This is a genomic window from Pseudomonas sp. NCIMB 10586 (assembly GCF_023127895.1).
Classification (GTDB): Bacteria; Pseudomonadota; Gammaproteobacteria; order Pseudomonadales; family Pseudomonadaceae; genus Aquipseudomonas; species Aquipseudomonas synxantha_A.
Window position 1 is genome coordinate 67946 of the sequence record NZ_SPKQ01000031.1, and the last position, 22937, is coordinate 90882.

General features: G+C 55.4%; 21 protein-coding genes. All 21 read right to left on the reverse strand.

Translation table 11 applies throughout. The features are described 5' to 3' along the window. Positions 1–59: 59 nt before the first annotated feature. A complete protein-coding gene (locus E4P01_RS12880) occupies positions 60–1196 on the reverse strand; it encodes an IpaD/SipD/SspD family type III secretion system needle tip protein (RefSeq protein WP_216091092.1) in 1137 nt (378 codons plus the stop codon). A gap of 14 nt (positions 1197–1210) precedes the next feature. Further along, on the reverse strand, positions 1211–2332 hold the full coding sequence (locus tag E4P01_RS12885; protein ID WP_216091091.1) for an IpaC/SipC family type III secretion system effector: 1122 nt from the start codon (positions 2330–2332) through the stop codon (positions 1211–1213). A 54-nt stretch (positions 2333–2386) separates the two neighbouring features. Beyond that, on the reverse strand, positions 2387–4135 hold the full coding sequence (sctE, locus tag E4P01_RS12890; protein WP_216091090.1) for a type III secretion system translocon subunit SctE: 1749 nt from the start codon (positions 4133–4135) through the stop codon (positions 2387–2389). Beyond that, positions 4136–4633, reverse strand: coding sequence for a type III secretion system translocator chaperone SicA (gene sicA / locus E4P01_RS12895; protein WP_078822752.1), 498 nt, complete (start codon positions 4631–4633; stop codon positions 4136–4138). It abuts the gene before it with no gap. A 143-nt stretch (positions 4634–4776) separates the two neighbouring features. Next, positions 4777–5808, reverse strand: coding sequence for an EscU/YscU/HrcU family type III secretion system export apparatus switch protein (locus tag E4P01_RS12900; RefSeq protein WP_078822753.1), 1032 nt, complete (start codon positions 5806–5808; stop codon positions 4777–4779). Between the two features lies 1 nt (position 5809). Next, a complete protein-coding gene (sctT, locus tag E4P01_RS12905; RefSeq protein ID WP_078822754.1) occupies positions 5810–6589 on the reverse strand; it encodes a type III secretion system export apparatus subunit SctT in 780 nt (259 codons plus the stop codon). Between the two features lie 4 nt (positions 6590–6593). Further along, positions 6594–6848, reverse strand: coding sequence for an EscS/YscS/HrcS family type III secretion system export apparatus protein (locus E4P01_RS12910; RefSeq protein ID WP_078822755.1), 255 nt, complete (start codon positions 6846–6848; stop codon positions 6594–6596). Between the two features lie 9 nt (positions 6849–6857). Beyond that, positions 6858–7520 (reverse strand): EscR/YscR/HrcR family type III secretion system export apparatus protein, encoded by a 663-nt coding sequence (locus tag E4P01_RS12915; RefSeq protein ID WP_216091089.1) that lies wholly within the window; start codon positions 7518–7520, stop codon positions 6858–6860. Then, on the reverse strand, positions 7513–8466 hold the full coding sequence (locus E4P01_RS12920; protein WP_078822757.1) for a FliM/FliN family flagellar motor switch protein: 954 nt from the start codon (positions 8464–8466) through the stop codon (positions 7513–7515). The genes E4P01_RS12915 and E4P01_RS12920 overlap by 8 nt, the downstream gene beginning before the upstream one ends. Then, positions 8463–9617, reverse strand: coding sequence for a hypothetical protein (locus E4P01_RS12925; protein ID WP_078822758.1), 1155 nt, complete (start codon positions 9615–9617; stop codon positions 8463–8465). Before E4P01_RS12925 ends, E4P01_RS12920 begins: the two co-directional genes overlap by 4 nt. Further along, complete coding sequence (locus E4P01_RS12930) at positions 9614–10069, reverse strand: hypothetical protein (protein WP_078822759.1); 456 nt, start codon at positions 10067–10069, stop codon at positions 9614–9616. The genes E4P01_RS12925 and E4P01_RS12930 overlap by 4 nt, the downstream gene beginning before the upstream one ends. After that, a complete protein-coding gene (sctN, locus tag E4P01_RS12935; protein WP_078822760.1) occupies positions 10053–11342 on the reverse strand; it encodes a type III secretion system ATPase SctN in 1290 nt (429 codons plus the stop codon). Before sctN ends, E4P01_RS12930 begins: the two co-directional genes overlap by 17 nt. After that, entirely contained in the window at positions 11339–11746 is a 408-nt protein-coding gene (locus E4P01_RS12940; RefSeq protein ID WP_078822761.1) for a hypothetical protein, read from the reverse strand. The genes sctN and E4P01_RS12940 overlap by 4 nt, the downstream gene beginning before the upstream one ends. Before the next feature lie 12 nt (positions 11747–11758). Further along, entirely contained in the window at positions 11759–13810 is a 2052-nt protein-coding gene (locus tag E4P01_RS12945) for an EscV/YscV/HrcV family type III secretion system export apparatus protein (protein WP_078822762.1), read from the reverse strand. A gap of 21 nt (positions 13811–13831) precedes the next feature. Next, positions 13832–14932, reverse strand: a complete 1101-nt coding sequence (gene sctW / locus E4P01_RS12950; RefSeq protein ID WP_216091088.1) for a type III secretion system gatekeeper subunit SctW — start codon at positions 14930–14932, stop codon at positions 13832–13834. 1 nt (position 14933) lies between these two features. Then, entirely contained in the window at positions 14934–16592 is a 1659-nt protein-coding gene (gene sctC / locus E4P01_RS12955; RefSeq protein ID WP_248130038.1) for a type III secretion system outer membrane ring subunit SctC, read from the reverse strand. A gap of 4 nt (positions 16593–16596) precedes the next feature. Next, entirely contained in the window at positions 16597–17352 is a 756-nt protein-coding gene (locus E4P01_RS12960) for an AraC family transcriptional regulator (protein ID WP_078822765.1), read from the reverse strand. Between the two features lie 259 nt (positions 17353–17611). Next, a complete protein-coding gene (locus E4P01_RS12965) occupies positions 17612–18844 on the reverse strand; it encodes an EAL domain-containing response regulator (protein WP_078822766.1) in 1233 nt (410 codons plus the stop codon). 240 nt (positions 18845–19084) lie between these two features. Next, complete coding sequence (locus E4P01_RS12970) at positions 19085–19660, reverse strand: hypothetical protein (RefSeq protein ID WP_248130039.1); 576 nt, start codon at positions 19658–19660, stop codon at positions 19085–19087. A gap of 30 nt (positions 19661–19690) precedes the next feature. Then, positions 19691–22240, reverse strand: a complete 2550-nt coding sequence (locus E4P01_RS12975; protein WP_282442942.1) for a fimbria/pilus outer membrane usher protein — start codon at positions 22238–22240, stop codon at positions 19691–19693. 34 nt (positions 22241–22274) lie between these two features. After that, on the reverse strand, positions 22275–22937 hold a 663-nt coding region (locus E4P01_RS12980; RefSeq protein ID WP_348983560.1), incomplete at its 5' end, for a fimbria/pilus chaperone family protein.

The following is a 22937-nucleotide window of genomic DNA, read 5'->3' on the forward strand; positions in this document are numbered from 1 at the left end:
TAGATCCGCAACCTCCATCAAGAGACGAATGATACTGTCCAGCAGAGACAAGCGGAGTATCAGCCAATAGCAGCCGCTATATTTTTCAGCATTTCCGCATACTGACTTAGTTGTGACGACAAAATCTTGTTAAAGTTTTCGTGGTACGAATTGGCATTACCGTATTTGGTTGTAAACATTTGCAACTGATTTTTCAATTCGCTTTCCTGGCTATTAAATCCAGTTTGCCAGGCCTGAAATTTCGAAGAGTCCACTGAGGCCAACCCATGAAAATCAGAAAAATAATCACCCATTTTTTTCACTTCTGCCGCCATGGTGGTTAAGGGTGAAACATCTATAACAACAACCCACTTCATCACCCCCCCCACAAACTGGCCACTCTTAATGACACTGCTCGAAGGAAGCCCCATTGCCGCCGCCCACTTTTCTGCATCCTGCTTACTAGCCGCAGTGTACAGAAAGTAATCCTTAAGAGTCGAATCATATATAAGGCTCTCCAACGCCTTACCGATCTGCCCGATGTTGAGCTCAACTTCCTTGCCATCATTTTTACCCTTTACCCAGCTCCCCATCTTGGACATGACTTCTTCGTTAAATCTTTTGTAGAAATCCGAGTACTTCTTTAGTGCATTCTCATAAACCGCCAAATAATCTTTCTTAATAAAACCAATCATATCCTCAAGGACTTCAAAGAAGTTCGGAGCCGCTGCAGCAGCCCCCGCCGTATAAGCATTTGGCATATTAGCCAAGAGCTTATCGAGGGTGTCGCGGGCAAACTCAGGAGCTATGCCCTGACCTTCCGGACTGTGCGCCAACTTGCGCAACTCAGCTTCAACCACGCGCTCACTGGCCTTAGCGGTTCCGGTTGCCTCGCTCAATTTTTGCAGTTCGCGGGAGGCCTGACCAATGGCCACCTGCTGTGCTTGAAGATAGCGCGACACCCCTTGAGGGTGCGAATCTATATCGGCGGTACTGACTGCCGCTGGCAAGCTAAAGGCCTTTAGTGTTTCGCCGGTTTCCGCCAGGCGCCCGCTCAAGGCATCAAGCCGGGCCACGGTTGCCAGAAGAGGCTTTGCCTCGGGATCACGAGGCAAAAACTGCTTGCCTTGCTGCCCGTAAACCTCAGGCTCCGCCAAACGCTGAGTGTCGAGCCTTACCAGTGAGGGAGCAGCGCTACCATTGAGATGAATGGACATTATCAACCCCTCCGTCACGCCCGGCTATTGGCAATCGCGGCAATCGTAGCATTACGACTGTCGGACATATTCTGAATGGCTTCCAACATTTTGATAATCAGTGCAGTGTCTTCACTCAGGCCCTGACTTTCGACATCGCTTACCGACTTGTTAAGCGTTTGCTCGGACTGACGCAGCACCTGATTCTGGTTTTCCCTGAACTCCGCCATTCTCAGCATCCCGGCAAGGGAAGTGTTCATCATCATCGCCACACTGCTCAGCGTACCGCCAATGATGATATTTTTCTGACTCATCTTATCGACCAGAGAATTGGCGAGTTCTGCTGTTTTACCTTCTTGTTTCGCAAGCAGAATCTTGTCTTGAAGCGTGACACGCTCGCTAGACGCCATAGGCTTCGCGCCCGGGCTCAGGCGCTCCAGATCGGCGCTCAGCCTCTCCACCTCAGTGCCTTTTTTGAGGGCCTTCTCCCCGTTGGTCGAAAGGCTCTTATGCATCTGCGCATGCCCCTTGATGCTAATCACCCCGCCGGCAATCGCCATTGAGGAGGCCAGTACCGCCCCCGACACAGCCGCCACCATTGCAGCATGCCCACCTTCAATGATGGACACCCCCTGCGCTTTCGCCGCTTCATAGGCGAGAATTGTGAAGTCGCCAGCCAATTTGGCGCTTGCCTCGCGCGCAATCTGCATCGCAATGACGGCAGCCAGGAACACGCCAATATGTTTTTCCCAGGCCTGCGGATCGAAATTCATCAGATCGCGAACCAGGTCTTTTTCCATGGAACCCGCCGGGTCGGACAAGTCGCCTTTCGGGGAGACAACCAGACCTGCAATCGGAGCCTGCTCAGCGGCACCCAACTCGCCCCTTTCCTGCTTGACCACGGTAGCTAAAAACAACCCGAGCACTGCCTGGCTCTCGCTTTCACTGAACTTTGAAGTGTCCAGATACTTATGCACATTTTGCGAGGTCAAGACCTCGACCGTACTACGGGGCGTGGAGGTCATGACTTGTGCCTCCAACTGTGCGCGAACCGTGCCGGCCGACAAGGCCTGCTTCAACCCCGCACGCCCAAGGATTTCAGAACTAGAGATTTGGGCGGGAATGCCTGGAGTAATGCCGCCAACGGAGCTAACCATAATATTGATCCTTATTGAATTGAATTGAATTGAATTGAATTGAATTGAATTGAATTAAATATTGCGGGCCATATTCAGACTATTGGCACTGGTATTTTCCTGCTGATCGAAGGCTCTTTTGACCACCGCATTCATGGCCTCCATGGACTCGCCAAACTGCTTAATCATGTCACTGAGGTAAAACTTCATCCGTTCGGAATCCGACATTGTGATCTGGAACTCCGACTTGAATTCAGCCGCGTTACGCTGATGCACCCCCGACTTCATAGCCATGCTCATCTGAGAAACAGTGCCGCCAACCTGAATCGTGCTTTCGGCAATTGCCATCCGCGTGGCGTATATTTTCAAGCTGTTAACATCCGACTTGAGGCCCAGCGAGGTGCGAGCCTTTGTCATGATGTTGGTGAAGCCGTTACTGACCGACTTTGCTGCCTGCTTGAGTACTTGCGGCAACATCTTAGAAGCCATATTCCCAAATACTTTGCCCATGGCACTGGCCATCTGACCCGCAGCAGCCTTACCCACGACCGTCACGACCGCCATCACCACCGCCATGGCGATCCCGACCACGATTGCGCCCATGATCATTCCGGCCATTTCTGCGGTTTTGGCGTCGACCCCCATGTCCTTCAACATACCGGAAATCGCTTTGCCCAACTGCTCCATGAGCGGGCCGATGGCATCCATCAGCGGCTTCATCGCTTGCTCCATGAAGGACACGCCCGTTATCTCCTTGGCCAACATGTCGGCCCCCATCAGAGCGACCCCAACGCCTGCCAAGACCAGACTTGCACCACCAGTAAACGCTGCGCCTGCAACGCTGAGGACCATCAGTACCGCACCGAGGATTTTGCCGAGGCAGCCCATGGCTTTATTGGCCTCCTCAGCTTTGCGAACCTCCTCCAGATACTCGTCGGACTTCCTCTCCATGTACTCTTGTCGAGCAGCCTGCATGCTCTTGAACAGCTCTTGCTCCAACTCAATTTTGTCTTCGGCACTTTTGCCCATCAGCTCAGCGAAGTTCGCCATCAGCAGCACCATGGTGGCTGCAGCATTCAACTGGGTTTTCATACCATTGAGTACAGGCGCGCTGCCCAGTGACGCGCTTTGCACTTGCTTGGCCAACTCTTCAGTTTTTTTCCCGATCTCACCCGCCGCTTTGGTCACAGCCAATTGCGCCGCTTGATTTTTTGCAACCTGTTGCTCAGCGCTCACGACCTTGCTCTGCGCCGTTTCGAGCGCCGCCAAAGCGCTCTTGTGCTCAGGAGTCTCGGGTTTTGCCTTTGCCAAGTCGGCTTCGGCAGTGGCCAATTCAGCATTGACCGCATTGAGCCGCGCTTTGGCCGAGGCCAGTTTTTCCTCCTGCGCACTTGCAGACGCGACAGCCGCCTCCATCTCGGCAACCGCACTCTGGTACTTCTCGGACAGCGCCTCGCCCCCCTCTTTCGATGCCTTGGCTGCCGCCTTGAGCGCTTGCAGACGGGACTTCAACGAGTCGATACTGATATCCCCCAGCAACGTGATCAGCGAAGCCATCAATAGTGTCAGCGTATCTTCAGCACCTTGCTTGCCCGCCGTCAGGCCGGGAACGGGAGGGGCCAACATGGGCCGCCCCGGCACAGCTGCGCTCTGGCCCGGCGTCGCGTCGTACTTCACCGCCTGCAGGTTGGCCAGCGCTGTATCCGCAGCACGCTGGAAGCTCTGGGTATTGGCAGCCTGACTGGCAGCCTGGGAATATGCCTCACTGCCAGCCTGGAATCGCTGACTGGCCAGGGTGGCCAAATACTGAATATTGGTAGACATTTACATCTCTTCCTCTGAAGAATCGGCTTCAACATGACTCAAGGCCTCCAGGTAAACCTTGGCTTGCTCTCGCAAGTTCAGCTCCCGGCCATGCTCAAGGACATACTCGAAACACAATTTGGCTTTACCGGGTTTCCCCAAGGCCAACTGACATTGACCGGTGTAATGCATGGGCCGGTAATCGTTTTTGCCCTGAACAAAGGCCACGGCATATAAGTCAATCGCCTTTTGATAGTTTTGCTTAAGCTGATGAACCGCTGCCAGACCCATCCAGTACTGCGCGTTATAGAAGTCGTAGATACATAGAAAATGGAAGAATCGCTCGGCTTCATCCAAACGCCCCTGCTCATAAAACTCGTAAGCAAACGCGTACAGGCTGTCCATCTGCTCACTGCTGATTCCCTTCAAATCCTTGAGCGCAGCTCCGTCCAGCACCGCACTCATGACCTCTTCGGCGAGCTGATTCTCTTCCTGCTCACTGTGTTTACGACGACTCATGTGTACTCACTCCTGAATGCTTCGTCAGCGGGGCTGACAGGCACTATTGGGCCAGTTAATAGAAACGCGGGCCGCCACAAAACGCTCATCACCGTGTTTTGAACGCGGATGACCCGTTGATTTATGTAAGAGAGAACCCTTGGTCAGGCCTGTTCGACCTGCTCCAGCCAAACCAGTAGGCGTAACACGTTTTCGATCTCATCGATCTGGATAAAACTGTAGCGCTGGTGGGTTTTGAAAATACGTCGGGCCAGGGCGATATCGGTAACCACTGGCACGCCGACTTCGGCCGCGTATTTTCGTACGGCCAATGCACGCTGATTGGTTTCCATCAGGGAAATAAACGGTAGCACCGTCACCTCCGGGCGGAAGTAGATCCCCACCGCAATGTGGGTCGGGTTAGCGACGATGATCCGTGAGCCACGGATATCGGATTTGATTTGCTCGGAGAGCAGCTCATAATGCAGATTGCGACGCTGGCTCTTGATTTCCGGGTTACCGTCCTGCTCTTTGTGCTCACGCTTGACCGACTCTTTGTCCATCTTCAGATCCTTGATGTACAGCCAGTATTCACACAGGGCGTCAAGCATCACGACCAACAGGATGCAGCCTAGAAACGCCAGTACCAGAACCAGTAACAAATGTGACCAGATCGGGAATAATTCCATGGGGCTGGCATACAGTTGAGCAAACAATAAGTGTCGTTCACTCACCCACACCCCCCATAAAGCCACTGCAAAACAGCCTAAATACAAGATGGACTTGACCGTATCCTTTACAGTTCTGAGGCTAAAGAGCTTTTTGAAACCATTGATGGGGTTCAGCGCATCGAATTTGATGTGGAGCGCCTCGCTGGCAAACGCCAGGCGAGTCTGCCACAGGGTAGGTAAGGCATTGGCGACAAAGCACACCAAAATCAAAGGCGCAACCGCCTTGAACAAGACGATGCTTAGTTCCGTCGTATAACGCTGCATGTCCGCATCAAAATTCGATGCAATAATACTCTGGTAGAACTCCATCACTTGAAACAGGGTATCGCTGCCTCCCAAGTACACAGTGGCACACAACATCATGCACCAACTGGAAAGGTCTCTGGCCTTGAAGGTTTCGCCTTTTTTGGCCGAGTCACGAATTTTTTTGGGCGTGGGCTTTTCGGTTTTCGATGCACTGGACATTTCACGGGTGCTCCCGGGGCGCAACCCAGTCGACAAACTGAGCGGGCTTACTCGCCATGCGCAAAATTTCTTCTGGCAGATAGGTGCCGAAGTACAACAGCAGCACCACCAGCGCAATCACACCTTTCACCGTCAGGGAGACCGAAAAGGCATTCATCTGCGCAGCAAAACGCGCCAGCAACCCTAACATCGCTTCGACCAGCAACAACGTTGCGACCACCGGGGCACTGATGATCAGGGTTTTGCTGACTAATGGATCAAGCAGCTTGATCAGTGGCTCTATTCGCAGCTCGCATGACAGCACTGGCGAACACAGCTGATAGCTGCTGCTCAGGGTTTGCACCACCAGGCTCATCCCCCCACCTTCCAGATAGATGACCGCCGCGAACAATTGCAGGAAATTTGCCAACTCCGATGTGTCGTCGCCGTTCGCCGGGTCGACGGTACTGCTGAGCATCGCACCACGCTGGTTGTCAATCAGGTTACCTACCGCATGCAGGACCCAGAAGGGCCAAGACAACAAGCTTCCGAGAATCACCCCCACCCCGGCTTCGCGCAGCAGCAAACCATAGAACCCGAAAGAATCCAGACTCGGCAAGGTATCCGGGGTGTAGGGCCACAGCGCCATGCCAACCAACACTATCACTGCGTTTCGCGGCGCTCCGGTGAGCGCTCGACTGTTGAGAAACGGCAGCATGAAAAAAATCGGTGCGAGCCGGGCAAAGCATATTGCTGCGCCAGCGAGCCAACTGTGCAAATCATAAAAAAGATTGATATCCATCAGATCACTTCAAAGCCAGGTCCATGATTTCCCGGCTAAAGCTCAGCAGCGTCTCCCCATACCATCCCGACAGCAAAAACAGGCAAATGGATACCGCCAGCATTTTGAAACCGAAGGGCAGCGTTTGCTCCTGCAATTGGGTGACCGTTTGAAATACGCCAATCAGCAATCCCACCAGCGTGGCGACAATAATTGGCCATGCCACCAAAATCAGGATCAGGTACAGGGTTTTGTTACCGGCATAGACCAGGTCATTCATCGCAAATACTCAAGGGACCACGGAAAGGTATTGCCCAACCAGGCCGGTTGAAAGCAGGGACCAACCATCCAGCGCAACAAACAGCACCAGCTTGATCGGCACGGAAATAATCACCGGACTCATCATCATCATGCCCAGAGCCAACAAAATACTGGAGATCACCAGGTCGACAATCACGAACGGCAGGTACAGATAGAAACCAATTTTGAAGGCCTCTTTGATTTCACTCAGCGCATAGGCCGGCAGTAGTGCAAACAGCGAAGGCTTAAGCTCTTCGGCACTATCGCTTTCCTGCGCCACCACGCCCAAGCGCGCCACCTGCGCGCGCTCAAAGAACTGCGCCAGCTCGGGATCGGTGTACTTGATCAAATATTCGCGGTAACTGCCCAGGCCGTTCTCAGCAAAGTCCACCACCTCGTCAACGCTGGTGAATGTCACCGGATGCTCTTTGTAATAATCGTAGCCCTGCTGCACCACCGGACTCATGACGAACATTGCAAGCATTAATGCAACCGCATTCAACGTCATGTTCGATGGCACCTGTTGCAACCCCAGGGCATTACGCACAATGACGAAGACAATTGAAAACTTAATGTAGCAAGTACCGGCGGCGATCAGGAAAGGCAGCAATGACGCGACGGCCAATAACCCAATCATTGAAACGTCATTCATTGCCGCTACCCCGGTAGATGTCGCACAGTTCTACCCCCAGACGGTCGTCCAACTGCACCAGTTCGCCGGTGGCAATGCGTTGACCGCCGGCGCGAACCTCTACCCTGCCGGCGGCTTCAAGGCTCAGCGGCAACACCTGGTGCTCGATCAGCTCATTAAGTTCGGCGATGGTCAGCACTCGCTCGTCCAGCACGATTTCAAGTTTGACCGGCAGTTGTGAGACGGTGATTGCCGGAACGACTGCTTCGGCAGGCGATAGCTCTGTGTCAACAGGTTCTGTAGCCGACAGCTCTGTGTCCAGGGGTGCAAGTTGCATGCGTAGACCCTCCTCGATAAAAATGAATTGGCCAATGCAGCGATCGGCCAGAAAAAGTTCCCGGGTTTGCTCTGCGATAAACAGTACGTCCCCTGGTGCCAGGCTTTGACAGGCTGCATGCCCTAGAACGCTGTACCCCAGAACCACACGCAAACGCTGAGGCAATAACAACAACCAGGGCTGCAACGATCCGGACGGCGCGCCAGGCTGCGTCGGTAAACTCAACACCCAAAGATCTCCCTGGGCGGTGGTAATGCACGGCAGCCCAAGACGCGGCAGCGCATCTCCCTGGATCAACTCCAGCTCAAACAGGCGAGCGTAATCGAGCAGTTGGGACGCCAGCTCGACCGGGCGTTCAACAGCGCCAAACAACGCAAAAATGCCCTCCGCATGCTCAATGCCTGCTCTGAGCTGCGAGTCTTGCGGCCAGACGCCGCGCAACCACTGCGAGGCCTCAATCATGCCTTGCCAGAGGCCATGTGCGCCTTGCGCCCAAAAGCTGATGTAACTGGCTGGCAAATGCGGCTGACGCAACTCAACGCTGTGCCCGGCCCGCCGCCAACGCGCGATCATATAGCGACGCTCATATTCGCTAGCCGCGATATGGCGCAGCTTCAGGGCCCCACTCATACCGAATCACACTCGACAGGCAGCACTCGTTGCGCCCCCTCTTCGGCCGAATCATCCGGATCGTCAGGGTAAGGGCTATTGCGCTGCTCACGATGCTGCTGATCCGCCAAACGCCAAAGCGGCGCGTTTAGCTGCGCAAGGCTTTCACTCAAATGGTTAACAACCCCACTGTTATTGGGACTGAGCAGTAACTGCTGAGAATTCTCTGCGCTCGCCTTTGTCACCGTAATCAGGCCCGCTGCCTCGCCTTTGGAGAAAGGCACCTGCAGGTATTGCTGAGAGCGGACATCGAGCCTGGGCTCGGGTTTGACCTGCGGGTCGGCCACCACCTGCGGTTGTCCGCCAGGAGGCGACGCAACCACGACGCGCGGTGTTTTGTCTGCTACCGATAAAGGTTGCGCAGGAAGTGGCTGGAGCGTGTCGATTGCAGCAGCCTCTGGAATGTCGAGCTGGGTGACATTCGCTCCTGAGGCAGGGTCAGCGACAGGCGACATCACAGTCGGCGCGAATGGGGGAACCTGCTGTGCAGGCGGCGTGTTAGCGGACGTTGCAACCTGTGGCACCTGCCCCGCTTGATGTCCCTTTGCAAACACACCAGGGACGGCGGGCCTGGTCGCTGCCAATACCCTCAGTGCCGCCTCTACCTGACCGCCGTCCGTTGACTGGCGGAGCATACCGCTCTCAGCTTTTGCCTGTGGCGAGAATTTCACGCCCACGCCCGCACCGAGCGCTACTGAGATGGGTGGAGTTTGCCCAACCTTTACCGCAGGCCGCACCACTGCCGCCACTTGAGGACTCGTCGGCATCGCATCAGCCTCGTTCATCGGCCGTATCGGGCGCAAAGGCTGTAATGTCGACGCCAGAACGGGTACTGCGGACTGTGCAGGCACCTGCCCAACTTCGACTGTGCGCTCAGCAGCGGTCTTAGCCTCAACCTTTTTTCCCTCGCCCAAAGGCGCAAGGGAAAACTTCAGCTCCGGCTCACGCAACAGTTGAAGCTGCGCCAACAGGCCTGATGCGCCTTGGGGCAACTCGTCCAACTCCACGCAGTCCAGTGGAATCGAAGGTTTGATTTTCTCGCCGGGTTTATCACCAGACAAAGTAGCTTGCGCCGAAAAGGCCGCTCCTACGACGGGCTTTATGATGTTCATTTCGAGCTCACCAACAATTCTTCGATATCATTTTCTTCCTGGCGCCACTGACGCGAACGGTGTTCGGCCAATAAGCGCTGCTCCAGGCTCTGGTACTTCTGGTGTCTGCTTTGCAAAAGTTTTCGTCGTTGCTGCAGTTGCTCTACGTGCAACGTGGCCTTGCGGTACTGCTCAACCACACGTGCCTCATCCAGCGCTAAGGTGCTGATCTGCCGGCGGATCACCGCCTGACGCCGCAATAAGGCCAACAGCTCTGCATGGCTCAGGCTCTGCGCCTGGAGGCGATAGCTGCGCAGCAGGTCGTTGAGGCTACACCGGTGCTTTTCGATTTCTTCCAACTCGCGCTCCAAGGGAGTCAAGCTGCGACAGGCCTGATCCAACTGGCGATCATGTTGATGTTGGCGCAGGTCACTGAAATCCAGCAGCCGGCGCATTTCAACCAATGAGGTCACTTAAGCGCTCCAATGCCATCTGCGGTGAACAGGCTTCATCCAGATCCTGGCGAAGCCACTCCAGCAACTCCTCGCGGCATGCCATCGCATGGTCATTGGCAGGGTTTTCGCCCGGGCGGTATTCACCCAGGTCGACGAACACCTGCAACTCTTCCATGCGCGTCATGATGCCGCGTACTCGGGTAGCCAGTTTCTGAGCCTCAGGCCCCGTGACTTGATGAGCAACCCGGCTGGCGCTGCGTAATATGTCGATGGCCGGAAAGTGCCCGCCGGCCGCCAATTTACGGCTCAGGTAAATGTGTCCGTCGAGAATCGAGCGGATTTCTTCAGCGATGGGGTCCGGCTCGTCATCGGCCTCCAGCAGCACGGTGTAAAACGCAGTGATACTGCCAAGCGCCGTGACGCCAGGTCGCTCTAACAAGCGAGGCAGTGAATCAAACACCGACGCAGGATAACCGCGGCGCGCAGGCGTTTCCCCTGCGCCCAGGGCCAGGTCGCGACGGGCGCGAGCATAACGAGTCATGGAATCGAGCATCAGCACCACACTCTTACCCTGATCACGGAAAAACTCGGCAATCGCCGTCGCCTGTAGCGCCGCGTTGCAGCGATCTACCGAGGAAAAATCAGACGTGGCATACACCACTACGCAACGCGCGCGCTTTGGCGAGTCACGCAGGGCCTCGACAAACTCGGTGACTTCACGCCCCCGCTCACCAATCAGCCCGACCACAAATACGTCAGCCTCGCTGTGGGCGATCAGCATGTTAATCAATGAGGTTTTGCCAGAGCCTGCCGCCGCAAAAATACCGATCCGCTGACCGATACCGCAGGTGAGCAAGGTATCAATGGCCCGCACCCCGGTGGTCAAAGGCTGACTCACCGGGCGACGCTCGGCATACCCTGGAGGGCTGGCGTCTACCGGGCGATCCTGCCCGTCGAACGCGTCACCGGGCGCCAGACGCTCGACAATACGGCCTTGTGGATCAACCACACTGCCGAGCATCGCCGAGCTGCAATAGAGGCTGAGCAAAGCACCGGTGGGCACCACCAATGACTCTCGCGACAGCCCTCGCGCGTCACCGAGCAAACTGAGCAGAACCGCGCCCGGTTTAAACCCAATGACCTGAGCGCGCGCCGTCACCTCGGTATCACGCCAATCACTGCGCACGTCGCAGACTTCACCGATAACCACATCGTGCAGGGCCGCCTCGAGCAATGGCCCAGTCAATTTCAATGGGTGCGCCGCCTGACGCTCAAACGCTATACGACTCATCGGCGAGCAAGGTCGAACAGCGTCGTCAGTTCTACCAAGTAAGCCTCTATGGTCTCCGACAGCGCCTGTGCACTGGCGTAGGCAAACTCGGCCAGCCGCACCCGCACTTCGAGCATGCCGTTGGTTTCAACCAACTGCATTTGCTCGGTGAGGGCAAATTTACAGCCGCGCATCAAAAAACGCAGCAGGTCTTCAGAGCGGTGCGCCAGCAACACGGGGCCGCTCTCGACCAAGTCGCTCCAAAACCAGAGCCCGCCATCCACCACGCCAATGTTAATGGCGGGCAGATCGGTCAGTTCCAGTTCAATCGTACTGTGCCCATCAAAGCTACCAACTTGCTCAGGCGTACATCCACTTAGCGCCAAAGCGTCACGTAGCAGGGAAGCGATATCGAGCGTGTGCATTGCAAAAAGTCCTTAAAGAGTCTTGATAACGTTTACGGAAATGCTGTCGGAAATTTCACCGAAAGAGATGACGTCTAGCTCTCTGAAGCGGCCTTCAATCAACTTCTTGATGTAGCGGCGCACATCCACGGATGCCAGGATCACCATGTCTTTTTGTGGGATATGCAGGTTGTCCAAGCTTACGGCGAGCCTGTCCATCAGCTCTTCGCTAGCAGCGGGCTCCAGGTTGAGAAAGCTGCCGCCGGATGTCTGCCGAATGCCTTTGCGCACCACATCTTCAAACTCCGCAGAAAGCAGCAATACGCGCAGGTCATTGCCATGCGCGAATTTACTGCTGATGTAACGCGCCAACCCACCACGAACATGCTCGACCAAACTGATCACGTCCTTCTCTCGAGACGCCCAATGCGCCAGCGACTCAAGCACCAATTTCATATTGCGCACGGAGATACGCTCACCAACCAGACGTTGCAGGATCTCCGCGACTTTTTGCACCGTGGCGTGGCGGTAAACCTCTTTAAGCAAGTCGGGGTAACGCCCTTCCATTTCGTCAAGCAGGGTTTTGGTTTCCTGGACGCCAAAAAATTCGGTGATGTTGCGGGCCAACAGCGTCACCAAGCACCGATAAAACTCGTCGTAGGCCGGGCGCAATTGATGCCCAAGGTTCTGCAATTTTTCACGCGCCTCGGCACGCGCCCAAACACTGACTTGCTTATTACTGTCCACTCCAGTGGTCAACTCAAACCCCAGATGCTCAAGCTCTGGTTTGTAGTCGACAATTCGCAGGCGGTCGAAGTGAATATCGAACTGGTCAGCACGCACCTCGTTAATCAGTACCGCCACCTGACCTTGCGGTAGTGAATCAGCGGCGCGAATTTGCGGTGTGGGAATACGAATGCCGTAATCAATGAAAAACTGGCTGCGAAAGCGATCGCACAGCTGCGCTGCACGCAGCTCCTCAACACGGTCTGCAGGCACCACCAACATTAGCGCAATAGTCTCGGTAGCCATGCTGTCAACATTGTCGACCAACCCTAACTCGCTGCCCGGCTCAACATGCTCAAGCTGATCGTGTTGGGCGATTGACTCGCCGGAGACCTTTTTCTTTGCGTGATGACGGAAGAACAGCACCGCGCCCAGGGCAGCGGCAATAATCGCGAAAACCCCGATTGGAAAACCGGGTAGCACGCCCACCCCGATGGCCAGTACCGCAGTCACACCCAGTACAAAAGGATTGCCCAATATCTGAGCCATCATGTTGCGACCCAAGTTGGCCTCGTCACCATTGACCCGGGTCACGATAAAACCCGCACCAATCGCAATCAGCAGTGCCGGAATCTGCGCAACCAGGCCGTCACCAATCGTCAGTAAGGTATAGGTCGACAGCGCGGTGGACATGTCCATGCCCAACTGCCCGACGCCAATGGCGATCCCGCCCAGAAAGTTCACAAAAATGATAATGATCCCGGCGATCGCATCACCCTTGATGAACTTCATCGCTCCGTCGAAAGAGCCATACAACTGACTTTCACGCTCTAATGTACTGCGCCGGTCACGGGCGTCCTTGGCATCAATGATTCCAGCCTTAAGGTCACCGTCAATGCTCATTTGCTTACCAGGCATACCATCAAGCGAAAAACGCGCCGCGACTTCCGCAACCCGCTCCGAGCCTTTGGTAATCACAATGAACTGAACGATGGTAACGATGGAAAAAATAACGAAACCCACCACCAAGTTATCGCCAATCACAAAGTCACCGAACGAGGCGATTATCTCGCCCGCGTCGGCCTGTACCAGGATCAGTCGGCTGGTACTGATCGACAACGCCAGGCGGAACAAGGTGGTAATCAGCAATAGCGCAGGGAAAGTAGAAAAACTCAGGATGCGCTCGATATAGAACGACCCCATGAAAATCAAAATAGCGATAACAATGTTCAGGCCAATTAAAAAGTCCACCAGTACTGTCGGCAGAGGGATGACCAGCATGGCAATGATCATCACCATCAGCGTCAGGATTAACAGCTCCGGACGCGAGGTAACGCTGCGAATAATTTTGTTGAACATGATCAATACGGACCTTGAAAACTAAGAGGTAAAACCCTTGACGAGAGCAGTGTGTCGAGCAATGGTTTCGTGGGCATACACCACGTCACCCAAGCGCGTGAACTGTTCAGCCACTCGCAGTAACGCGCCTTCACTGCTGAACAGTTCTTCAGGCAACGCCAAACACACCAGGCGCAAGAACTGCACCAACTGAGCACGCTCGGTATGCTCCACCAGCAGCAGGCGATCGCCCAAAACATCCCGAAGCAACTGATCAAGTTCATCCGGGAACTGCAGCAGCCCTAGCAAGAACATCAACCAATCGGGCTCATTGCCGTTGTGCCGACATAACAATTCATCATCGAGCAATCGTTTGATAAAGGTCGAATCCACCGAACGCAGGCGTTTGAGCTCTCCAAGCTTTTTCAACAACTGGCCAAACTCGTCACGCGAGCAGCTGGGGTCTTGAGCGTCGATATCCGTGAGCAGCGCCGCCTCGATAAATTCCAGCACGGCGCTACGGTGCTGGTAGCCATAGATCGCCACCCAGTCCTCATAAGATTCGCTTGCGCTGCTCTCGGACTCCAGAAACGAGCGATAGGTGTCACGCATCAAGGACGCATTCAACACCAACGCCTTGCCAAACATTTTGGCCTTCAGCGCGGAGTTGATACCGGCCTTCAAGCGCTTGGGTGGCGACTGAGCCAGAACCTGCTCTAACAGAGTTTCCAGACGTTGACGCGTAGTTTCAGCCATGGCTTTGCCGCGCAACAGTTCGCGCAAAACCAACACCAAATCGCTGTCATCGGGGAACAATCCACGAGTCTGTGCCAGTAGCCACTCGATGCTGCGATCACCGAGTTTGGCAATCGACATTACCTGCTTGGCTTTAGGAACGACGTCCTCATCGAGCACTCGCTCGAAGCTGTCCGACAGACCTTCAAACTTGTTGCCGAAATCACCCCGGCGACGAAACTGCGAACGCAACGAGGCTGCCATCTCATCGCTATTTTCGACAAACTGCTGAAGATTCGCCGCAGGCGATGTATCGCTTTCCAACACCTCACCGGGCATCGCCTTGGCCTCATTGCCCTGAGGCAAGCGCAGGAGTTTTGCCGAGGATGGAATCTCGCCGACGCTCATCTTAACGCTCTATTGCGCGCAGCACGGCACGGTCAGCGGGATCACGGAGCACGTCGCCGATCGCTTTGCGACCAAGGTGCGAGGCATCGGGCTCAAGGGCCGTAACGAGCTCTTTAGGCTGGATCAGAAACACCCGGACCGTATTGGACTTGTGTTCTTTTTTATAGCTGAATAGCCGACCCAGGAAGGGAATATGCCCCAGCACCGGGATACGCTGAATAGTTTCACCACTTTCATCACGGGTGTAGCCGCCCAGTAGAAGGCTTTTGCCCTTCGGCACTCGGGCGACTGTACTGATCCGCGTGCGCCCTACCGTCGGCAGTGTGTTTGGCTTTTCGGGATTACTGCTGGCAGGCACCTCACTACCATCCTCGATATTGAGGGACATTTCGATTTCACCAATTGACGAAATGCGCGGCAGTACGCTGATCAACGTGCCATAGGTGACGTGCTCCAACTCGGCGGTACGCTCGCCCACCAAGGGCGCATAGAAGGTGCGGTTGTTGTCAAAAATCGCCGGCACGTTCTCCTGGGTCAACACAATGGGTCGGGAAACCACCCGTGCGCGGTTTTTCGTTTCCAGCGCTGAAATAGCGACCATGAAGCTGGCGCCATCGAGGGTACTCAAGGATCCACCATTGAGCGATGCCTGCATCTGCGTGCCGATTTTAAGCGAGCCTTGCCAATTAACCCCCAGCTCGTTCAAATCATCCTTCTGCAAATCAATGATCCACAACGAAAGCTCAACATGACGCTTGGGCTCATCCAGAGCAGATGCCAGATTTTCAATAAAACGCACCTGCTCAGGGAGACCTTTGACCAGCAAACTATTGGTATCGGGATAGGGCACCACGCGAATATTTCCCGCCGCCAAATCACGCGCAACGATTTTAGGGGCAGTGTTATCTGCCGCCCCTGCGTCAGGCTGACCGAGCCCGGCAAAAGGAAAATCCGGCATGCCGGCGGCACGCCCTCCCGCGGATCGACTGACCTGGGTTTCTACACCCCGGGTTTCACCCTTGAGCAGGTTTTCAATCGCCGTAGCCATACCCGGCACGAGGATGCTTTGATCACGCAACTCGTACTGGCGGTCGCCGACAAACGTGTTGTGCAACTGGATCACTCCGATACGCTGCTGCCCCAGTTGCAGGTCGGCACTTTGGCTATCCATGAACTGTGCGGCCTGCACCACCAGGTCGACATAGATCGGCGGACCCGACACGTAGAACGTTCTCAGGCCGTCGTGGCGCAAAGGGTAACGGGCATCCTGCAGCCCTGAACGACGCAAGAATGAGGTGAGTTTCTCGACCGTGATCGTATTCAGCGCAACAACCGTGCTCTTTGCCTCTGCCGCTTCATACACATATAACGTCTGGCCATCGCTGTACCAAATCAGCGCCATTTGTCGGGTAATCCGCTCCAGTGTCTTTTGCGGGTCAAGCAATGAAAACTCGCCACTGACCGTGCGCCGCGACGCTACCTTACTGAGGATAATCGGCGTCCCCAAGGGGCCTGACAGCGCATCAAAAAAAGTACGCAAGCTGTCCTGACGCGCTACATACCCCTCACCTTCGCGCATCGGGGTGGCGTTCCCGACGATTGGCAGCAAGCAACACAACGCCAACACCATCGCCCGTGGATAGATACTGTTTAACTTCATGAATTCAAACACTCGAAAGCCGGGTTATGTCGATCAAACTACTCGGCGCAACCCCGACCAACTCACGGACCTCTTTAGAGAAGTGTGAAGAGGAGGCGTAGCCAAACTCCAAAGCAACATCAGTCAGGGACCCCGTCCCTTCAACCATCGTCAGCAACGCTTTGGCTGCACGCCAATCGCGCAGCTCCGACTTGGCTGCTCCACCCAACGCCTGGCGGCACAGCCTGCGAAAGTGCGAGACCGACACACCGTAGCGCCCCGCCAAATCCCGCAATTTTTCACTGTGAGCGCCACGTTCCAGCAAAAACCCAAGCAACTGGTAGCTTTCGCTCCGACGCAAATGCTGCGCAAACTCTCGATGTTCCCAACCACCCTGCAAGCACTGGGCGAGGTACCAAGACTCCAACTCAGCCAACGTTTGATGCTTGGCGCCTTCATCGCTGAGGGCGGCCCAAGGTTGGCTATTTGAGACCTGAAAATCGGGCTCAACCCCCTGATCAATGAAGAACTGAAGCTTGACCAGACTTGCGCATGACAAAGGCAAAACTTCGGCGCTACCCTCGACCACCTGCAAACCTTGGCGCCATGCCAGCAGCCCCTGCCAACCCGGAGCCAGCCAGCCACACACCGAGCTGTCCCGATGGGAAAGATGCAACACCGAAGAGCCGTTGCGAATGTGCAGCACTTGATCACCAGCCTTCACACTGGAACACCACTGTTCAATTGTCGTCGGCTGATCCAGCTTTTCATCTACGCTCATGCCAGCTTCCTCCTACTCATCAAAGAGCACTTTTCTTACAAGCATGATGAAGGATGAACGGTTGACAAACCTGATGGGAAAGCAATGGCACGGGGTAATAGCCTGTTAAAACCAAACACCCACTCAGGCGTGCACGCCGCCGGGATGACCAAGCCAAGAAAGCAAATAACACCCAACACCGCAGAGAAGCATTAAGCTGAATTAACGATGGGCTAGCGCCAGTGCCAGGCTCGACCTCAATTGCCCCGAAACAAGCCGATCAGCAATTACTCGCCCAACCGGTTAGTTTCTGATCGCCCACGCGACCTAGCGACTGATCGACACCCTTAAGCCATTGTAAAAAGGCAGGCCCGCTCATTGGCTTGGCCATTAGATACCCCTGCCCAAACTGGCACCCGAGCGCCATGAGATGCCGGGCCTGCCCCAAGGTCTCAATACCCTCGACAATGACGGGTAAACCCAACTCGTTACCGATCAACAACGCACTTCGAATAACCGCCGTACAACGTATGTCCTCTTGTGCATTGCGCACAAAACTCCCATCCACTTTAATTTCAGTGAACGGCAACTGACACAACCGTTGCAACGATGAATAGCCCATACCAAAGTCATCGACAGCCAGGTTGCAGCCCATCACCCTGAGTTTGAGCAGCGCCCCCAAAAGACGCTCGGAAAGCTGCAGCGATTCCGACTCCACCAACTCGAGCGTTATATCCGAAGGCATGACCTTATGGCGCAGTAAGGCTTGCTGCAAGCGCATAACCAAACCAGCCCTCTCCAATTGAGAAGGCTGAATATTCAAAGAAATCTTTAATGTTTGCCCACCGTGTCGGGCATGGGCGTGAAGCTTCAGGCTTTGCTCCAGCAACTCAAAGAACAGTTCATCCATCAAACCGTGCTGATGCAGTGTCGCCAAGAACAGACCAGGCAACATAATGCCCAGCGTTGGATGAAGCCAGCGAACCAGCACTTCGACGCCGTATAAGGCGCCGGTCGAAAGGCAGATTTGCGGCTGGAAGTACGCAACCATTTCCTTATTGGCAAATGCCTGTAAAAGCTCTCGCTCAGCAAAGCCTGGCACCACACGCTCAACAGGAGTTTTTAGCATTGCTTCAGCAATGTACTGATGAATACACTCAGACAAGGGCTCTATTCGCGCAAGGCCCCCAATGTCACCCAGATAACCAAGCCCCAACTGAGTGATTATCTGCCTGGCTGTGTTATCCAGCTTTTCAGGCAAGCTGCTGCTTAGCACCACTGCCCCAACCTGGCCTACACGCCGAAGTTTGCAAACGGCATCAAATCCTTCCGAATGTATATCGCAGATCAAGATGTCAATGGCCCCGACCTGTCGAAGCGATGTCACGGCCTCGGCGACGGTCTTTACCTCATGGATAGCGTGGCAGCCCAGTTGCCGAAGCATTCCCACCAAGGCCGAGCTTTTAAGCGACTGCGCTTCAAGAACCAGCACCCGAAGGGTAGAAGCAGGCATCAGGTATACCTCGTTTTATAGGTGACACGTTATCCTCTCATAGCGATTTTCATCAGTAACGAGGGCATGACCCAGCTATTCGCATGAAATTTCATACGAACACCGAAAGGATAGAAATAGGTACCAAGCATCCAGCCAAGCCCCCCCCCCGCCCCAGCCCGGAAAGCCACATCGCGAGGGGCAGCCAGCAGTTCCGGCAGACCAAAGAGCCCACCACCAGCACCACAGACTTAAGACACATCAGTACTCGCGAACATCGAAATTCAGGCTACCCTCAAGGGTACCCCCCCTCCCGCCCCTGAACTCCTCCATCGCCACGCCAGGGCTGACCTCCACCTGCAACGAGAGCGAAGCGCCCTCGGCAGCCAGGCCGGCACTGACCGGTACGATCAAACTGCCAGGGGCCACATCAATGGCCGAAGCCGGCTGCCCCGGCACCTCACCCACCGCCCGAACCAGCGCCAGGTCTACGGCGCGACCATCGAGCACAGCGTCGCTCAGACGCACTTTCAACCGGCTTTGCGCAGAGAAACGAAAATGCTCACCCAGGCTGTCGCCGCGCAGCATCAACAGCAACCTGGAACTGGTGGGGCAACTGACATTCAGCGAGACATAGCGCTTACCCGCCAAATACAGGCGCTGGTCATCCAGAGGTGGGTTGACCCCAGGATGCTGGATCTGACCGAAATCCACTTCTGACTGACCGAGCCGAATTTCACACGCCGCTGCACGGGCCTGCTGCCCCCCCACGACAAAGGCGCCGAGCACCAGCAAAAGAAACCTCAAACAGGTGCGATAGTTATTAAGCACATTCATAAAAAGTCCCTGCCCGTTTCAACGGACTTGTCAGAAAAGGTTGCAGGTGGCGTCGGCCGACTCGAAATACACATTGGGGTCAGCCTTGTCCGGCAGCCTGTAGTTCAGCAGGCAGTGGTTGCCGTCACCGAGGCGTACCGTGAGGCGCTCGCTCAACTGATCATTGGTGAGGAAAATCTTGCCCCCCCCCACCACCGAGGTCACGAACTGGTCCTCGGCATTGAACACGCCAGCCCCCTTGGCAAGTATCTGCCCCTGGACATCACGAGTCCTGAGCAATACCCGGCGCGTGGTGATCACTGGAAAGTCCACCTTGTTGACCGAGCCGCGCCCGGCAGTAACGGCCTTGAAGCCGTTCTGGATATCGACATTACGCGGCAAGGTCTTGGTGGCGATTTCCACCCGAGAAGCCTGATAGGCACTGAGTTGAGAGACCACCGCCCGCCCCCACAGATCGGTCCACACTGGGCCACTTGGGGTACTGAGCCTTACACCTGACACATCGCCGACTTTAGCCACGGCAAAGGTGTCACGCAGAGGATAGGGCGAAAGGGTAACGCCATCCTCATGCATCACCACACCGCCGCTGAGTTGCCCCCTGTAACTGGTATAGTCGGTGCCATATTTTGAGTACCCCAGATTCAGACGGGCGTAGCGTGGCAGCAGGTTAAGGCTGCCGGAAAAGTCCCGCTGGTGGTCTTCACTGTTACTCTCCGCAGCCAACTGGTAGCTGGCGAAATCGCTGCTACTGTCACTGAAGGAACTGCCAAAACGGGTAAGACCATTACGCTTGCTGGCATAGGTACTCATGCTGCGGTTATTGCCCAAGGGCACACTGACACTCAGGTAAGCCGCATTGCCGCTGGCATTGAAGCGGCGAAAGCTGGAGCTTGAACCGCCGCTGTTCATGATGCGTTCAATATTGGCATTGATGCTAAAGTACTTGAAGGTCTTGCCCCAGTAGCCGCTCAGGTACTGACGACCGCGCCCCTCAAAACTGGTTGACGTGGAGTAACTTGCGCCAAACGCTCCCAGCAGCGGATCACTCCAGCTTAACGAGGCGCCATATTGCTCACGACTCAAACCACTGATGTACCCCCCCCCCCCCTGCCGCTGCGTAGTGTCCAGCAAATCACGAAAGCCCTCGGTACGCTGCGTGGTGTTAACGCCGGCACTGAGCCTTTCCGTCAGACGAGTATTGAGGTTGATACTGGCCTCGGCACCTTTTACCCCCTCCTCGCCGGCGCTGGCCAAGGTACCGCGCAGATTGACCGAAGTGTTTGGTGTCACGGACGAATCCAGCGTAAAGGCACCAGCCCGGTACTGGCTCTGACTGAGCATCAGCCCCGCCGACACCTTGTTCTGCGCATTGAACAACCAGCCGCCGGTGCCTGTGAGCACAGCAGGAGACTGCATGCTCCGTGCACGAAAGGTCCGCACCTTGCCGGCTGCCAGGGAATACCCCGGCGCACTATAGGAAAACTGCGCCAACGAGGCGGCGGCCACAGTGAAATTACGCTGCTCGCCACTGGCCTCAATCACCTTTACATCCAAATCGGTATTGGCATTAAGCAACTGAATGTTTGGCAGGCGGAAAGGCCCGGCGGGCACCAAGGTAGTATGGATCAACGCACCCGCCTGACGAATCTCAACCCGGGCCTGGCTTTGCGCTATCCCTTCGACGGTAGCACCACCCCGCGACTGACCTTGCAGAGCGCTGTCGGGCATCACTTGCACCCCTGTGATGGCAGCACCAGGAAATACCGAGTTGCCGATATTGATCTCACCCACCTGCACCATCGACTTGTGACCCACAAAGGTCTTCTGGGCATAGGTGTACAGAGACTGGAAATTGCGCACACCATTTTGTTCGGTAAGAAGCTGCCGACTGCGCACCAGCCAATCACCCGCATTGAACCCCAGCTCGGTATTGGCGGAAGTATAACGACGGGTCATGCGCGTTGACTGGCTCTGCATGCCGAGCAGATCGTAGTTGAGCAACGCGGCATTACCGCCACGCTGAAACACCCCCCGATCCTCACTCAAGGGGCGCAGCGCCTCGGCACTGACCACCAGCGCCACCTCCTGACGACCAGGTAGCAATTGCACTTCGGTTTGTGGAAATGCGCGAACGAAGTCATAACAGTGGCCGGCACCGACAGCCTTTGAGAGGCCCTGCTCTTGCGGCACTTTCAGATTACCTTGTTCCAACAGCCCCCGAGTAAAACACAGCCGCCCCTCGGTATCGAAACTTGCATCCACAGCACCTCGGGACGCCCCATTGACCAACAAGGTCACGCGCCGCACCCCCTGGGCAAAACGCGGCTTGCGGCTGAAAAACTCCGCCACTTTCGGGTCGATACCTCGGTGCCTGAGCACCTCCAGATCAAACTGAATGGCCGCGTTCGACGCAGGGCCTGGTACACTGTCTACGCCCGCAGGACTGGCCCAGACCGAACCACAAGCACCTCCACCAACCAGTGCAGCGACAGCCAATACCAGCGACCTGAACCCTGCGCACACAGACAAGCAGCGCACAACCCCTTGGAAGACTCGCGCTTCGGAATAACAAAGAACCATGAAAAACCTTAATCGGTAATAGGGAGCACCCTTACTACTTACTCAGCGGCGCGTCATAAGCAGGGCGCGAATAGCCGTAAAGACTGACCGGATAGAGGCGAACACTAGAACCAGCCGCCAAGACAACTCCCTCAGGCAACTCCAAAACTTCGGACTGCCCCGGCAAGATGTAGGTTCGCGGCAAACTTAGTTGCCGACCAGCAGGAATCAACTCCAACTGCTGAGTCAACCGAACCACATAACGACTATCATTACGAACACTCAATATCCGCCCCTTGACCTCCCACTTGAGCAAGCGCCATGGCTCGTCATTGGCAGGCAAGTCCTTAGGGCTGATGATCACTGGAAGATTCTGACGCACAGATATACCGACCACCGCCCCTCCACCATCCCTCTGCTGTGGAATCCCTTCAAAAATCGCCCGCTTGTATCGCTGAGAAGTCAGCGGCCTCTCTGACTGAAACACAAAGCGCACTAATTGCTTCTCTCCCGCCTCAACCCGAACAACAGGCGAAGTTACAAACAACAACTCTTCAAGATCTTCCGGCACATTTTCTATAGAACTAAACAGAAGTACCGCGTCGCCGTCCGTATTGGTGAGATTTATACTCCCCTCACCATCCGCCTCACTCACCAAGACCACAGGGGTTTGCGGAACCACCCCCGCCGCCCAAGCCCCCCCCCCCAACAGCCCCCC

Bases quoted from the DNA above. Each gene is read 5' to 3' on its own strand.
- E4P01_RS12880 (WP_216091092.1), bottom strand. From the start codon at position 1,196: ATGTCCATTCATCTCAATGGTAGCGCTGCTCCCTCACTGGTAAGGCTC.
- E4P01_RS12885 (WP_216091091.1), bottom strand. From the start codon at position 2,332: ATGGTTAGCTCCGTTGGCGGCATTACTCCAGGCATTCCCGCCCAAATC.
- sctE (WP_216091090.1), bottom strand. From the start codon at position 4,135: ATGTCTACCAATATTCAGTATTTGGCCACCCTGGCCAGTCAGCGATTC.
- sicA (WP_078822752.1), bottom strand. From the start codon at position 4,633: ATGAGTCGTCGTAAACACAGTGAGCAGGAAGAGAATCAGCTCGCCGAA.
- E4P01_RS12900 (WP_078822753.1), bottom strand. From the start codon at position 5,808: ATGTCCAGTGCATCGAAAACCGAAAAGCCCACGCCCAAAAAAATTCGT.
- sctT (WP_078822754.1), bottom strand. From the start codon at position 6,589: ATGGATATCAATCTTTTTTATGATTTGCACAGTTGGCTCGCTGGCGCA.
- E4P01_RS12910 (WP_078822755.1), bottom strand. From the start codon at position 6,848: ATGAATGACCTGGTCTATGCCGGTAACAAAACCCTGTACCTGATCCTG.
- E4P01_RS12915 (WP_216091089.1), bottom strand. From the start codon at position 7,520: ATGAATGACGTTTCAATGATTGGGTTATTGGCCGTCGCGTCATTGCTG.
- E4P01_RS12920 (WP_078822757.1), bottom strand. From the start codon at position 8,466: ATGAGTGGGGCCCTGAAGCTGCGCCATATCGCGGCTAGCGAATATGAG.
- E4P01_RS12925 (WP_078822758.1), bottom strand. From the start codon at position 9,617: ATGAACATCATAAAGCCCGTCGTAGGAGCGGCCTTTTCGGCGCAAGCT.
- sctN (WP_078822760.1), bottom strand. From the start codon at position 11,342: ATGAGTCGTATAGCGTTTGAGCGTCAGGCGGCGCACCCATTGAAATTG.
- E4P01_RS12940 (WP_078822761.1), bottom strand. From the start codon at position 11,746: ATGCACACGCTCGATATCGCTTCCCTGCTACGTGACGCTTTGGCGCTA.
- E4P01_RS12945 (WP_078822762.1), bottom strand. From the start codon at position 13,810: ATGTTCAACAAAATTATTCGCAGCGTTACCTCGCGTCCGGAGCTGTTA.
- sctW (WP_216091088.1), bottom strand. From the start codon at position 14,932: ATGAGCGTCGGCGAGATTCCATCCTCGGCAAAACTCCTGCGCTTGCCT.
- sctC (WP_248130038.1), bottom strand. From the start codon at position 16,592: ATGAAGTTAAACAGTATCTATCCACGGGCGATGGTGTTGGCGTTGTGT.
- E4P01_RS12960 (WP_078822765.1), bottom strand. From the start codon at position 17,352: ATGAGCGTAGATGAAAAGCTGGATCAGCCGACGACAATTGAACAGTGG.
- E4P01_RS12965 (WP_078822766.1), bottom strand. From the start codon at position 18,844: ATGCCTGCTTCTACCCTTCGGGTGCTGGTTCTTGAAGCGCAGTCGCTT.
- E4P01_RS12970 (WP_248130039.1), bottom strand. From the start codon at position 19,660: ATGAATGTGCTTAATAACTATCGCACCTGTTTGAGGTTTCTTTTGCTG.
- E4P01_RS12975 (WP_282442942.1), bottom strand. From the start codon at position 22,240: ATGGTTCTTTGTTATTCCGAAGCGCGAGTCTTCCAAGGGGTTGTGCGC.